The following is a 15,014-nucleotide window of genomic DNA, read 5'->3' as shown; positions in this document are numbered from 1 at the left end:
AAACATGAACGTCAGTAAATCTATAATCTTAGCACTTGCTCTGGTTCCTTCAATGCTTATTGCGCAAAATAAAAAGGAATCACCGTATCATTATAACCGTGCTCCTCTTGAAGCAGCTAGCTACGTACAACTCCCACTAGGCAGCATCAAAGCTAAAGGCTGGTTATTGAAACAACTGGAACTGCAAAAAGACGGAGCAACAGGACATGCTGAAGAACTTTATCCGGAAGCTTCCAATCTTGGCGCAGATTCTGACTGGCTTGGCGGCAAAGGTGAAAGCTGGGAACGTGCCCCCTATTATGTAAAAGGTCTGGTCGCGCTCGCTTATACGCTGGATGATGCAATGTTAAAGAAAAAGGCGCAAAAATGGATAAACTGGACGCTAACGCATCAACAACCTAATGGTGCATTCGGCCCTGTAAAAATGAAAGATTGGTGGCCCCGGATGCCAATGATGTATGCGATACAAAGTTATTATGAGGCTACTAATGACAAAAGGGTAATTGATTTTTTTACCAGATATTTCAGATATCAGCTCAACAATCTGGATAAAAAACCGCTAACGGAATGGAGTAAATCGAGGACAGGCGATACTATAGAAATTGTATTCTGGCTTTACAATATAACTGGGGAGAAATCACTATTAACACTCGCCGAAAAACTAAAATCGCAAGCTTATCCGTGGGCAGCAATTTACACCAACAATCAATTTTATTTTTATGGTGACGATTTCCATACCAAACACAGTGTCAGTGTAGGTCAGGCCCTTAAATTTCCAGTGGTCTATTCACAATTTGAACAGACCACTTTTTACAGGGAGGCTACTGAAAAAGGAATTGCTCATTTGATAAGAGATCATGGCCAGGCCTCAGGAATTGCGTCCGGAACTGAATTTCTGGCAGGAAAGAGTTCTTTTCAAGGAACTGAAACCTGTACCGTAGTAGAATGGATGCAAAGTCTGGAAACCGCAGCAAGAATAGTTCATGATGCACAATTGGGAGACAGACTGGAAAAGATTGCTTTTAATACATTGCCGGCACAGTTTAGCAGGGATATCAAATCTCATTTATATTATACCCAGCCAAATCAGGTAGTTTGTAAACATGGAAATTCCGGCTTTGATGAGGATTATGATGGGGCACTGCTTTTAAGTCCGTATTCAGGCATGGGTTGTTGCAGGTATAATATGCACATGGGCTGGCCTTATTTTGTAAAAAACAGCTGGACAGCAACTCCGGATAAAGGCCTGGCAGTTATTGCTTATGCACCAGTTGAAGTCAATGCTTTTGTTGCAAACTCAGTCCCTGTTAAGCTTCAGGTTATAACGGACTATCCGTTTGAGGAAAAAATAAGAATTAAAATAGAGTTGGCAAAAAGGGCTTCTTTTCCCTTAAAGTTAAGGGTTCCGGCATGGTGCAAAAATCCGCAGATTATCATTAATGGCAAAAAAGCAGCCGGTGTTAAAACTGGTCAGATTTATACAATTAACAGAACATGGAATACCCAGGACCAGGTTTTGCTTAACTTCCCTATGGAAGTGTACCTAACTGATCAGGTAAATAATTCTGTAACCGTAGAACGCGGCCCGATCGTATATGCATTGCAACCAGATGCGAAATATGATAGTATTAAAACACATCCGGTAAACGGTTTTTTCGATTATGAGGTGTCTGCTGCTTCTGCCTGGAATTACGGATTAGTTATTAACCGCGATGATCTTGCAGGCGCAATAAAAGTTCAAAAGACTGCCATGCCGGAGAATCCATTTATCAAGGCCACTACTCCTGTTAAACTTAAAGTTTCAGCTAAAAAGATACCTGCATGGACATTAGCTTATAACCAAATGCATGCTTTAGAAGTACCAGCCAGCCCGGTTGCCTCATCAGAACCAACAGAAGAAATTACACTTACACCGTTTGGAAGTGAAAACATCAGGATCAGTAATTTCCCTGTTATTGGTATTCCCAAAAGTTCAGGCAAACAGTTTAAAGAAGATTTCAACAAGGCAACCCTTAAGGACTGGTTGATTTATGGCGGAAGCTGGTTTATTAAGGATGGAGCATTTCATTCTGCTTCCAATAAAGGCTCGTGGGGATATGGGATACATGGGTCAAAAGCGATTGCAAGCGGTACATTGTTTGAAGATCTGAGTTACGAAGCATTAATCAGGCTTGATTCAAAGGGTGGTAATGCAGGATTATTATTCAGAGTCAGCGATCAGGTTATCGGCGCTGATGCCTATCATGGTTACTATTTAGGAATTGATGCATCTTCAGGAAAAGTGGAATTAGGTAAATCAATTGATCAGAAATGGATTTTACTGGCATCAAAAGACGAAAAATTGGAAATCGGAATACCTTATAAGGTCAGGATAGAGGCAAAAGGCAGTTCTATTAAAATATACTTTAATAAAACTGCGGAACCCTTAATTTCTGTGACAGATACTACGTTTAAAAGTGGTACTGTTGGAGTCAGAGCCTATGATGCAATAGCAACCATTGATGATTTACTGGTTAAGGAGCTATAAAAAACCAATTAAACTTACAGGTTAGAAATACGATCCTGGCTAACTCAGCTTACCTGTGATCATAGCTCATTTCCCGTTTTATTTGCCATTTTCCATTCTTGTTTTCCCAAACTTCAGTAAACTTTGCAGTAGCTTCTAATTCTTCCTTGCCATTAACAGTGCCATAAAATTTGTGAACTCCAATAGCTAATGCACCGAAATTGCCTAAACGATAAACGACCAGACTTCCCTTAACCAATTCACGTCTTGAAGAGTGAGCAGGATCTGTGAAATTCCTTTTAAATGCAGCTAAATTATGTGCATAGTCGGATAAACCACCTCTGTCGTCATAAAATTCAAGATCTGGAGAAAAATGGCTCATAAAAGTTTCCAAATCACGTTTATTATAAGCTGAAAACATGGTACTATCCAATCTGGATACTGTTTGATATAACGAGTCGCCATGCTGGACTCCATTATTTTGATGTTGGGCGGCTGCGGGCAAAACGGCTATAACACTCAATGTCGCCAGAACAGCATAGTTATATAAAGATTTCATATTCCTTTTATTTTTAGAGTAACTTCTAAATCAAAAGTTACAAGTAAATTAAAGGAAGATCTGAAGCCATCTTTATTTGGCTTCAGATCCTATAAAAGCCCATTTAGTTATTTTAATAATCAAACTCAGCCTTGTGCTTTTCAATAAAATCAATCCATTTCACAGGTTGTTTTCCTGTAATATCAAAGAAGTTATCAAAAGTATCATCAGCACCGGGAATAGTGCCAGCAGCATACCTTTTCCAATGGTCGTATACACAACCCATATAAGCCATTTCTGCACCAGAATCCTTCATTTGTTGCAAGAAGATTTCAGGAGAAAGCGGCTCATAGTAAAAAGGTTTTCCAACGATAGAAGTCATCAATCCAGCCATTTCATCAAAAGTTATCGCATCATAACCCAACCTGTAAGTTTGCCCCCCATGCACTTCGGGATAAGCCAAAGCCAAAGCGGCAACTTGTGCTACATCATCCACGTCAACCCAGCTCAGTCGTGCACCCTCAACATAAGCATGAATTACACCATTTTCGATAGCTCTTTTACCTCCATAACTCAATACATTCTGCATAAAAGTTTCGGGACGTAAATGCGTATAAGAAAATCCAGACCACTCAATATATCTTTCTATCAACTGGTGCCATGCCCAATGTGCAACAGTAGTATCATCACGACCACATGCCCCCAGATGTACGACATGCTTTACGCCTGCCTCTTTAGCATTGTCCAGTAAAGCCTTACTTTGACGTAACATATCAACGGTGTAACCGGTAACTATCAAAATACGATCAATATCTTTAAGAGCAGTCAGATGCGTACTTTCGTCATCAAAATCAAGGATAACTGTAGCAATCCCTTTAGCTGTGAACGCGGCTGCTTTCTCTGGGGAACGTACCGCTGCCACCAGTTCTATTTCTTTATTTGACAGGAGAAAATTGATTGTTTTACGACCAACCTGTCCGGTTGCCCCGGTAATTAATATTTTTGGGATTGTTTTATTCAGCATGAGATGTCTTATAAGGTTAACTATCTGTATACAAAGATAGCTTACCTGATAAGATTAACAGTTGACTTAAAACAAGAAATTGACTTGATCTATATCAATCCTGGTTATTGCACAATGCAATCTTCTTCTTGATACGGCTTAAAGTTTCAGGAGTGATTCCCAGGTAAGATGCAATCAGATTCTGAGGAATTCTTTGAATGATTTCCGGACTGTATTCCGTTAACCTGATATATTTTTCTTCTGCTGCGTCTGTAATAGAGCTGATTAATCTTCGCTCTTTAGTAACCAGACTATTTTGAAAAAGGATACGAAAATAACGGTCCATTACCGGGACTTTTAATGTCATTTCTTCAAAAGCGGTGTGGGTGATTGTCAAAAGTTCAGCATTTTCTATGGCATCTATGTTGAAGACAGCTTTTTCACCAGAGAAGAAACTGCTCATATCTGAAATCCACCAGCCTTCCCATGCAAACATACTCATATGCTCATCACCTTTTTCATCAACATTGTAAGACCTGAGCAAACCTTTGACTACAAATGACATGTATTTACACACCTCCCCTTCCTGAAGTAAATACTGTTTTTTCCGAAGCTTTTTGGGGGTAAAAAAACTTTCTACAGTTGCCTTCTCCGCTTCGGTTAGTGATACTTTTGCCAGAATATGAGCGAAGAAAATGTCAAACATTTACAATTATATATAAAAACCCCCATCTACAAGGTAGAATTAAATATAAATTTCAGCAGCCATACTTGTGATAGATGCATCAACTTTAATTTGCTATGAACAAATCATTTCTCAGCGCCCCTTTCTTAGTTGCAGCATTCCTTTTCCATAATGTCTTTTCATCATTTTATTCAAGTGGCTGCTGTCAGTAAATCCCAGTTCCCATGCAATTTCTTTGATGGAAGTCGTGGTATAAACTACCCTGGATTCTGCAATTTTAAGTTTGGATTTCAATACATAATCCTTGTAACTTTCTCCTGAATTTCGCCTGAAATATTCACTAAAATAAGTTGCCGAAATACCAAAATGTTCAGAAAGATAATCTACAGTGATCCTGTTCTTATTGGTAATATGGAAATTAACAAAGCTTAAAAGATCTGCAAATTTGGAATCACTGATCATCTTCCCATCCAAAACTCTTTTCTGCGCATTACGGGAAAGAATCGCCAGAATAGATACCAATGTCGTTCTTATAATAAAAGCAGAACAAATATCTTTCTTTTCATACTCATAAAGTACGGCATCGAGTAATTTTTTAACTTGAGTTCTATCTCCTAAATCCTGGATAAGCTCACCAGGATGATGGTGATGATTAGCCAGAATAAAATTTAAACGGCTAAACCATGAACTATAATCCACTTGATCATTTGATAGAGGGACAAAATAACTGCTTGTAAAACGTACAAATAGAAAACGTGTAGATTCTTCAATCAAATATTTATAACATTTTGCAGCAGGCAGCAGATGAATATCATTTTCATGAAATGGCAACTGAATGTGATTTACACTTTGTAAACCTTTTCCTTCTAGTATATAGACCAGTTCGAAAAAATTGTTAGTCCTGCTCCTCTCCTGCCATTCTGCATAACTGGCGATCTCTAAAGCAAAGCTGTCATGTAGAAAATCCATGCTGCAAAACTAGCTATTCATTTACTTTTTGAAGCAAGATCCAATGATATTACTGTTTTTTCAATCTTATTTACCATCTCCAGAAAAACTCCCGTCCTACTTTTGCTGTATAAAAAAGATCAAATGAATTATCAGGAAATATCAAAAGAGACCATAGGCTATTTATATAAATCTCATCAAAGTATAAGAAAATCGGAAATAGACGGCCAGTTGATTATTCTGGCAGAATTATATGTATCACAGTTAAATGGCTGTGCGTATTGCTGTAGTTTTCACTCGAATGAATTGCGCGAGTCGGGTATGGCGCAAAATATTATTGATCAGCTGCCTGGCTGGAAACATGCATCAGTTTTTGATAAAAGACAGAAATTGGTACTTCAATGGGCTGAATCAATTACCAGGATGCAGCCTGATCTTCAGGAATTAAAATCTCAGCTGGAGGTTCATTTCAGCGAAAAAGAATTAGTAGATCTTACCGCCAGTATTTCGCTAATGAATGCGTTGAACCGTCTTAGGATTACACTCGGCGACCAGCATTAAGTATTATAAATCAGTATTCAAGGTACAAGACCGGCACCTTGAATACTATGCATCAGTTTATTCTCTAACCAGCACATCATGCGCTCCACCTTCTACAATGCTTACAGAAGAAACTAAGGTAAGTTTCGCATCTTCTTTAAACTTCGCGATGCTGGTAAATCCGCAGCTGCACATAGTTGATTTAATTTTTCCAACTGTAACCTCTAAATTATCTTTTAAAGATCCGGCGTAAGGAACATAGCTATCAACACCTTCTTCAAATTTTAATCCTGTAGAACCGCCCATATCATAACGTTCCCAGTTTCTGGCCCGGTTAGAGCCTTCGCCCCAGTATTCTTTCATGTAATTACCATTAACTAATACTTTATGGGTAGGACTTTCATCAAATCTGGCAAAATATCTTCCCATCATAATAAAATCAGCTCCCATAGCCAGTGCAATTGCCATATGGTAATCCTGAGCTATTCCACCATCCGAACAGATTGGAATATAGATTCCTGTTTCTTTGAGATATTGATCCCTTGCTTCAGCAATTTCAATTAAAGCAGTTGCTTGTCCTCTGCCTATTCCTTTTGTTTCTCTGGTGATACAGATCGAACCACCTCCAACGCCAACTTTCACAAAATCGGCACCTGCTTCAACAAGGTATAAAAACCCTTCTTTGTCAACCACATTTCCAGCACCAACTTTAACACTGTCACCATATTCTGCTTTAATATATTCCAAAGTTGCTTTTTGCCATTCAGAATATCCATCAGATGAATCAATACATAAAACATCTACACCGGCATTCACCAATGCAGGAACTCTGTCTTTGTAATCTCTGGTGTTGATCCCAGCCCCTACGATTAGTTTCTTAGTCTCGTCAGATAGTTCTAAAGGATTGTCTTTATGGTTATCATAATCTTTTCTGAAAACAAAAAACTTGAAGTTATTATCTTCATCAACTACAGGCAGGCTGTTTAACTTATGTTCCCAGATGATGCTATTGGCTTCGCTTAAAGTAATACCAACTTTTGCGGTAATCAGTTTTGAAAATGGAGTCATGAATTCTTTGACTTTCTTATCCATCAGATCTGTACCAATCCTATAATCTCTGCCAGTAACAATACCAACCAGCTTACCATTTGCTGTACCATTATCGGTGATAGCAATAGTTGAATGGCCCGTTTTCGCTTTTAAAGCAATAACATCTTTTAATGTATTTTCTGCGATCAGATTAGCTGTACTAATTACGAAGCCAGATTTATGTTGTTTAACCTTTTCAATCATTTCTACTTGTTTTTGGATAGTTTGAGATCCAAATACAAAGGATAAGCCGCCATTTTTTGCCAAAGCAATAGCCATCTGATCATCAGAAACTGACTGCATAATTGCAGACACGAAAGGTATATTAAGTTCTATTGTTGATTTTTCACCTTTCCGGTATTTAACCAGTGAGGTTTTTAAGGATACATTATCAGGTACGCAGTCAAAAGATGTTAGTCCTGGTATTAGGAGAAATTCGCTGAAAGTTCTCGAGGTTTCTTTTAAGTATTTTGCCATTTGCAAAGATAGACTCTTTAATGGAAAAAAACACAGAAATTTACGTTAGCATTTTGTAATTAATCGGTTAAATTTGCGGAATGAGTAACGGCGGGCCTTCTAATTCAATTTTCGACAAGGTATTATCATTTATTGAATACACTAATCAGAACATTTTTCTTACTGGAAAAGCTGGAACTGGAAAGACTACACTTCTTAAAAGAATAAAAGAAGAGAGTTCAAAAAAAATGGTGGTGGTGGCTCCTACAGGTGTGGCTGCGATGAATGCTAAAGGCACAACAATCAATTCTTTTTTTCAATTACCTGCTGGTTCTTTTTTCCCCGGCGAAATTGGTCTGGAAGATTTACAATTGGGTATTACCTCTATTGAATCTATGGTCAATGATTTAAGTTACAATAGAGAAAAGACAGCGCTATTTAATGAATTAGAATTATTGATTATCGATGAGATCTCTATGGTCCGTTGTGATTTAATGGATATGATTGATGCCATCCTGCGTTCAGTAAGAAAAAATAATATTCCTTTTGGTGGTGTACAGCTGCTATTGATAGGTGATTTGTATCAATTACCTCCGGTAACTAAAAGAGAAGAATGGGCATTTTTGAGCAGGGCTTATGCTTCCCCCTATTTTTTTGAGGGATATGTTATTCGCAGAAATCCGCTATTACAGATAGAATTAACTACAGTATTCAGGCAGACTGAACCAGAATTCGTCAATATTCTAAATAGTATCAGGAACAATCAGATTACTGAAGCCGATTTGGCTTTGCTTAATCAAAGATATGATCCGGATTTTCTTGCAACGGATGAATTTAGCCCGATAATTATCACTTCGCATAATGCAGAAGCTAATACCGTTAATAAAGCGAAATTAGATGAACTTCCTGGCGAAGAGTATACTTTTATGGCTGAGACCAGCGGTGAGTTCAGAGATGCAGGTCTACAAGCAGAACAAACGCTGAAATTAAAGGAAGGTGCACAAGTCATGTTCATTAAGAATGATACCGGGGACAATAGAAAGTTTTATAATGGAAAGATTGGGAAAATAAAGTCTGTTAAAGATGGGGAGATCTATATTTCCTTCCCTCATGAAGACGATCTGTTGTTGGAGAAGACTTCATGGCAATCTTTTGAATATAAAACAGATACTGAAGAGATTATTGTACAGCAGAAGGTTGGTGAATTTTCTCAGTATCCGATTAAACTGGCCTGGGCAGTAACGATACATAAAAGTCAGGGTTTAACTTTTGATCATGCTATAATTGATGCGGGAAAGTCATTTATAGCCGGACAGGTATATGTGGCTTTGAGTCGTGTAAGGACGCTGAATGGTTTGATTTTGAAATCAAAGATTAGCACGGAAAGTTTAAGATTAAATACAGAAGTTATCAATTATATGAAGTCTGTGCAGGATGAGGAGCTGGATGACCTTTTGGTGAGCGGACAGCAGGCATTTATACTTCAGCTTGTTCTGAACCACTTTTCATTGAATAAACTGCTGAGTGAGCTGGAAGTGGTTACCTCCCGCCCTGAAATTGTCAGGTCAAACATTCCAGAATATGCGGTATTATTTTCTCAGCTTAGAAAGTCAATTAAAAACCTGATTGTTTTGGCTGACCGTTTTCAGGTTCAGGTTATCAATTTACATAAGCAAACTGGTTTTAATGATTTGCCGGCTTTACAGGAAAGAATTGAATCTGCAGCAACTTATTTCACAAAGGAGATTAATTTACAGGTTTTAAACCCTGTGAATAAAAATATCAGGATTAAGCCGAAAAATAAAGTTCAGCAAGAGCTGCAACACCTTTTCCAGAAGTACAGACCGGTAATTGAACACCGGATTGCTATGTTACAGTTAGCGACAGGTTTGTTAAAAGAGCCAATTAAGGTTGAAAATTATGTTTCCTGGATCACAGAACATCATGCAAAGGCCAGTGTAAAGACAAAAACATCGTCTGGAAATCAGCAGTCTACGACGTTGCAGTTATTTTAACGTTGTTTTTTTATGAAGTATAGTGTATATTAATATTTATTTTCTATCTTCGCACCTCCTTAAACAAGGAGAATGATTCCGTAGCTCAGCTGGTAGAGCATTACACTTTTAATGTAGTGGTCCTGGGTTCGAATCCCAGCGGGATCACAAGAAACAATATCGAAGAGAATTAAAACCCTGCAAATCAAATGATTGCAGGGTTTTTGCTTTTACGGATTATAGCAAAATATGCACGAAATCGCATATAAAATGTGCGCTAAATGGACGGAGCTGCAATAACCGCTGATAGCCCATAGAGGTGTTTATTTGATAATTCTGTTACTACCTGAATTGGAGCACGACCATTCAATGAGCTATGTGATCTTAGCCAGTTGTAGTGGAATTGCCATTGGAAAAGAAGATTAGGTAAGTCCGGATCTATAGCGTACCCCCTTTTTCAGCTTTTTCTGTTTTCTCAATTTTATCATCATTTTTTATCCCTTTCTTGTTTTTCTTTATTGGTTTGTCTAATTTCCCGAAATTATAGCTTATACTAAAAGAATAGTTTCTGAAATAATTTTTATAAATATGTGTTTGCTCAAAGTCAGGAGATTTTATCCGGTTTTCTACAGTTCTGTATTTTTGAAAAGGATTGCTTACAGATGTGGAAAGGGTAACTTTATTTTTAAAAATCTGTTTGGCCGCTGAGAAAGACGAGTAAAGATAACCTTGAGAGCTACCTTGTAAGATTACTGTTGGGCTATAAAATCCTAAGTTCCCAGATAAACGGGCAATGTCCTTCAAGGTATAACTAAGGTACATATAGGCGTTTCCCTGCATACCATTATTCGTGTACATTGTACCACTTACACTTCCATTGATATCAGCGTACGTTGCAGTTCCGCTAAGAGAAATATTTAGTACATTGGAAATTGGATAATTAACATTAAGGTTTATATCAAGACGTTTGTCTTTGCCGATATTATAGTAGGTTGAATAATTGATACTATCGGAATGTAATTCAATAACACGTTGTATCGTATTCCTTGCAAACGAATAGGACGTGCCAATGTTTATAAATCCTTTTTTAAACCAACTGTATCCTAAAGAGAAAGTATGATTAGTTACAGGAGCTAAATAAGGGTTTCCTGTAAAATAAAATGTAGGATCAGACTTATTAACAAAAGGGTTCATGAGATTGATATCCGGCCTTTGAACTCTTTGAGTATATCCAAAGTTCAGACTCGCTGTATTATTGAATTTTCTTAAAAACAAAACAGATGGGATTAAATTATGATAACTTTGATCTAGTTGGGTTTCTGTCGAATAAAAGTCAGCCTTGTTATTTGTTCCTTCAAGCCTAGCTCCTACTGAAATCCCCCAATCTTTAATTTTTATGTTATAGGAGTTATAGAGCGCAAATATCTCTTGTTTATTGATAAATCTGTTTCCTTCAAGATCCTTGAAATTATCACTACCAACAGGAAGCGAAGGGTAAAATTCGCTTTCACCATCTCGAGAAGTAAATTTAGCTCCAACTGATATTTCAATAGATTTTATGGGATGCACATAATCAATCTGTGCAACCTTTTCTTCTAAATCTGAATTGTTTATTTGATAGAAATTGTTATTGTCAAAATTGATTTTATTACTGTAAAAATTTTCTCCAATCTGTTTGTTGGATGATTTGTTATAATTCAATGAAAATGTCAATAGCTGCTGCTTACTCTTCTTGAACCCTCGTTCGTAATTCAGATCAATTGAGCCACCAGAACTATTTGATTTAAAATAATTATCGGTCAAAAATGATTTGTTATTTGAATTAAAGTTTAAAATAGACGTTGATAACTGATTTACGATATCATTGTAGCCTTTTTTTAGACTAGCTCCCATAAGTACAAGATTGAGGGTATCAATTTCATATCCTATAGTAAATGCTCCTACTTTGGAATTTGCACGATTTTTCATACCACCGTTCTGGTAAATACTGTTACTTTCTTGTAAACCGCTTCTTATAATACTGGATGATGTACTATTGGGGGGATACTCCCAAAATCCGTTCAGAAAGGTAGAGACAGAAATCTTATTTGACCTAATTGCAAAGTTTCCGCTTGTATTCGAATTCATTTTACCCAGTCCAAAATTTAATCCGCCCAAATAGCCGTATATCAACTTTTGATCCATAATCACGTTGATTATTCCACCAATTCCTTCACCGTCATATTTAGCCGGCGGTTGAGTAATGACTTCAATTCTTTGAACCAGACGAGCAGGCAAGGACTTAAAAATATCACTTGGTTTACCTACTGTTAATGCCGATGTTCTTCCGTTAATGAGAACTTTGAAATTTCCCTTTCCGGCCATAATAATCTCATCCTCTGCACTTACAGAAATAAGTGGCACTTTTCTCAGCATCTCAAACATATTTTGTGATCGGCTTTCCGGATCTCCCTGCACATTATAAATAATTTTCCCTATTTCTTGGGTGATGAGTTTTTTGCGTTCGGTGATTACCACTTCCTGGAGCACTTTTTCAATTGCATGTAGAAATACATCTCCAATATTTAAACTATCGCCAGCCACTTGCTGATTACTGATTTTTATTGTTTTAGATAAGAATCCTAAAGCTATAATCTCGATTTTTAAGTTTGAATGCTTTTCAGAAGTAAAGTAAAAGTTTCCATTATTATCCGTTTTCGTGACTTGTATCAAATCTCCTTGTTCATTCCGAATATTGAGGAGAGCGTTATTCACTGAAACTTTTGACGTACTGTCTGCTAAGTGACCATTAATTTTGCATATATCTGAAGCTTTTACAGATAAAAAGAAGCAATTTATTAAGATAAACAGTATAATTCGATTCATCTGATTGAAGGTTATTTGAGGAAAATTTTACAATTATTACAATCAAGATTAATCGCCACGCTGCTATTTTTGCTACCTGGAGATTGATAAAGATCTGATTCCTTGCTTCCTCTTTTAACTTTCTGAAACTGAAAAGGAGCATATAAAGTTGAGAATTTACCACTATGTTCAACCTGATAATTTGACAGATCACCCAGAGAAATATCTACCTTAGCGAATTCGTTTTTTAGATCAAATTTTTTCAAGACGGGGCTGATTCTTTCAATGGTTAAATCAGATCCTATTCCGGCGAATGTGAAATTAGTACCTAACTTTTTTATTCGTAGATATCCATTCTTTTTGTTGCATAAAAAAAAATCTACAGAATCAATCTCAATCTCATCATTGATGCTGCTCAACTTCATAAACTTAATCTGACCGAGCTTAATTTCTGTAATGTTAGAAATAACATCAATGGCACGGCTTTTTTGTACATTCAGCGTACCAAGTTTTACATCTAGTTTAGCGGAATCCACTTCTTCTATAATAAGATCAGAATATTTCAGATTGGCATTAACTTTTCGGATAGTAGGAATATTTATAAAACAGTTGTTGCAAACAAGATCGATATCTTTAAACCCGCTTGACACAACTATATCTGAGAACTCACTGTCAATTGATATGTTACTAGTATTTGGTAGGTATATAATTATAGATTCTTCCGAAACATTCTTCCTCAAACTTCTGTTAAAAAGCACGTTACTATCACCGCTTTTCAATGTCGTCGCACCTCCCTCCGCTGGAATCTTGTCAGGAGTCAGTATAGGTTCAATGAAAAAAATAGACCCTTCAGTTCGTGTTCGAATTTTTGCTTTTTCCCATAATCCCCGTTCATCTATTGATTTAGAGTTGTCTAAGCGAATCTTTGCTACTATGGTTAATGAGTCCGTGCCGCCTTGCCGGATTTCAATATTCCTGAATTTATTTTTTATAATTTTCAAATCAACTTTTTTTCCGATTCTAAAGCTTTTCTTCACGTTAACATATTTATCTTTGGTATCATAGCTTGAACTGGCTCCATTCCGATATAATGTCGTAGTCTGACCTTTTGCAGGCATCTTACATAGATAAATCATTGTTAATAGCAATAACAGTAAGTGTTTCATATCCTTTGAGTTTATTATTTGAAATTATTTACAGAAATTTTTCTCTTTTGACTAGCGGTTGGTAAACACGTTTTAAATAAATAATCTTTTGTTGGTTTAACCGTATCATTGCCTCTATGAGATTTTCCTTTGGACCAAATTCACGAATTAGTCCACGAATTTTTTCTTCATCTAATTCCATCTCCTGAAGCTGTCTATTGACTTCTTTAAGTTCAACTTGGTCAGAAGCCAGAACGCGATTAATATCAATAAGATATTTGTTTATGATTTTCTTGTAAACCAAGTTTATGCTGTCTATTTCTTTGACTTTCTTGAGCTGGACATCGTTACTTTTCTTTTCTTTGTTTACTCCAGCTAATATATTTTCGGTATGATCTACTTTATGCGCTAAGGGTGCATTTTCATTTACAGTAGATTGTTCTTCATATTTGACAACCGAATCTTTCGCGACAATCTTACGCTGGCTTATCGTGGCAACCTCTTTCTCCCTTATTACATTTCTTGGGTCATTTTTATATGCTATGTGAGATATGATCAAACCCAGAACGATAGATGCCGCAATCCCAATCCACCAGTATCGTTTTATTTTTGGAGGTTTAGGTTGTCCTTTTACCTCCGATAATATCTTTTCAAACTCGATACCATCAGGTTTATATATATCTAGCTTGTCTCTGTTATTCTGTAAATATTCTTTTAACTTATCCATCTATTTTCCTTTGTGATAATGCCATATTACGAAGCATTTGCTTCGCTCTTCTATACTGTGTTTTACTCGTGGATTCCGAAATATTCAATCTATCAGAGATCTGTTTATGGCTCAAACTCTCTATAGCAAATAGATTAAAAATTAGTCTGCATCCACTTGGAAGAATGTCAATAAGGTTAAGGAGCTCTGTGAATTCAAAATCTTTCCACCATTCATCCTCGATGGCATCACTATCTACCTGTATATCCATTTCTTCAGAAACCTCAACCCATAAAAAAGATTTCTTAATATGCTTTAAAGACTCATTAATCGTAATCCTTTTTAACCATCCCCCAAAACTTTTGGGATCCTTTAATTTGCCAATATTTCGAAAAGCGTTAATAAATGCATCCTGCATTACATCTTCGGCTTGATGACGCTCTTTAAGTATTCTAATAGAAGTATTAAGCATCGCTTTAGAATATAACTTATACAAAACTCCAAGTGATATTTCATCACCGTTCTGTGCGCTTTTTACGTAATCTTCAACATTCAAGAGT

The 15,014-nt window shown here is 36.7% G+C and carries 12 protein-coding genes and 1 tRNA gene; 4 read left to right on the top strand and 9 right to left on the bottom strand.

Annotated elements, in window-relative coordinates:
- Positions 1 to 4: 4 nt before the first annotated feature.
- Positions 5 to 2,527, top strand: coding sequence for a beta-L-arabinofuranosidase domain-containing protein (locus tag AY601_RS05585; RefSeq protein WP_084359117.1), 2,523 nt, complete (start codon positions 5 to 7; stop codon positions 2,525 to 2,527).
- A gap of 49 nt (positions 2,528 to 2,576) precedes the next feature.
- On the opposite strand, the gene AY601_RS05580 is transcribed toward AY601_RS05585, so the two are convergent.
- The 4 genes from AY601_RS05580 to AY601_RS05565 form a co-directional block, all read right to left on the bottom strand.
- Positions 2,577 to 3,065 (bottom strand): nuclear transport factor 2 family protein, encoded by a 489-nt coding sequence (locus AY601_RS05580; protein ID WP_068397660.1) that lies wholly within the window; start codon positions 3,063 to 3,065, stop codon positions 2,577 to 2,579.
- A gap of 112 nt (positions 3,066 to 3,177) precedes the next feature.
- The gene (locus tag AY601_RS05575; RefSeq protein ID WP_198163624.1) at positions 3,178 to 4,068 is read right to left on the bottom strand and encodes an SDR family oxidoreductase; all 891 of its coding nucleotides are present in this window, start codon (positions 4,066 to 4,068) and stop codon (positions 3,178 to 3,180) included.
- 94 nt (positions 4,069 to 4,162) lie between these two features.
- Positions 4,163 to 4,753, bottom strand: a complete 591-nt coding sequence (locus AY601_RS05570) for a Crp/Fnr family transcriptional regulator (RefSeq protein ID WP_068397658.1) — start codon at positions 4,751 to 4,753, stop codon at positions 4,163 to 4,165.
- Between the two features lie 111 nt (positions 4,754 to 4,864).
- On the bottom strand, positions 4,865 to 5,701 hold the full coding sequence (locus AY601_RS05565) for a helix-turn-helix domain-containing protein (RefSeq protein WP_068397656.1): 837 nt from the start codon (positions 5,699 to 5,701) through the stop codon (positions 4,865 to 4,867).
- 123 nt (positions 5,702 to 5,824) lie between these two features.
- Here AY601_RS05565 and AY601_RS05560 point away from each other — a divergent pair, with 123 nt between their 5' ends.
- A complete protein-coding gene (locus AY601_RS05560) occupies positions 5,825 to 6,241 on the top strand; it encodes a carboxymuconolactone decarboxylase family protein (protein ID WP_068397655.1) in 417 nt (138 codons plus the stop codon).
- Positions 6,242 to 6,298: 57 nt separating this feature from the next.
- On the opposite strand, the gene AY601_RS05555 is transcribed toward AY601_RS05560, so the two are convergent.
- Positions 6,299 to 7,786, bottom strand: coding sequence for an IMP dehydrogenase (locus AY601_RS05555; protein WP_068397653.1), 1,488 nt, complete (start codon positions 7,784 to 7,786; stop codon positions 6,299 to 6,301).
- A gap of 80 nt (positions 7,787 to 7,866) precedes the next feature.
- On the opposite strand from AY601_RS05555, the gene AY601_RS05550 reads away from it, so the two are divergent.
- Entirely contained in the window at positions 7,867 to 9,780 is a 1,914-nt protein-coding gene (locus AY601_RS05550; RefSeq protein ID WP_068397650.1) for an ATP-dependent DNA helicase, read from the top strand.
- 74 nt (positions 9,781 to 9,854) lie between these two features.
- A tRNA-Lys gene (locus tag AY601_RS05545) sits at positions 9,855 to 9,927 on the top strand.
- Between the two features lie 270 nt (positions 9,928 to 10,197).
- On the opposite strand, the gene AY601_RS05540 is transcribed toward AY601_RS05545, so the two are convergent.
- From AY601_RS05540 to AY601_RS05525, 4 genes are read right to left on the bottom strand one after another with little or no spacing between them, the layout of a single operon-like run.
- Entirely contained in the window at positions 10,198 to 12,624 is a 2,427-nt protein-coding gene (locus AY601_RS05540) for an outer membrane beta-barrel family protein (RefSeq protein WP_068397647.1), read from the bottom strand.
- An 11-nt stretch (positions 12,625 to 12,635) separates the two neighbouring features.
- Positions 12,636 to 13,769, bottom strand: a complete 1,134-nt coding sequence (locus AY601_RS05535; RefSeq protein ID WP_157287723.1) for a hypothetical protein — start codon at positions 13,767 to 13,769, stop codon at positions 12,636 to 12,638.
- Between the two features lie 28 nt (positions 13,770 to 13,797).
- Positions 13,798 to 14,475: a hypothetical protein gene (locus AY601_RS05530; protein ID WP_068397642.1), complete on the bottom strand. Its 678-nt coding sequence runs from the start codon at positions 14,473 to 14,475 to the stop codon at positions 13,798 to 13,800.
- On the bottom strand, positions 14,468 to 15,010 hold the full coding sequence (locus AY601_RS05525) for an RNA polymerase sigma factor (protein ID WP_068397639.1): 543 nt from the start codon (positions 15,008 to 15,010) through the stop codon (positions 14,468 to 14,470). Before AY601_RS05525 ends, AY601_RS05530 begins: the two co-directional genes overlap by 8 nt.
- Positions 15,011 to 15,014: the final 4 nt, after the last annotated feature.

The organism is Pedobacter cryoconitis, assembly GCF_001590605.1.
Lineage (GTDB): Bacteria > Bacteroidota > Bacteroidia > Sphingobacteriales > Sphingobacteriaceae > Pedobacter > Pedobacter cryoconitis_A.
Note: the sequence above shows the minus strand (reverse complement) of the source record. Positions and strands in the feature narration are given on the sequence as shown.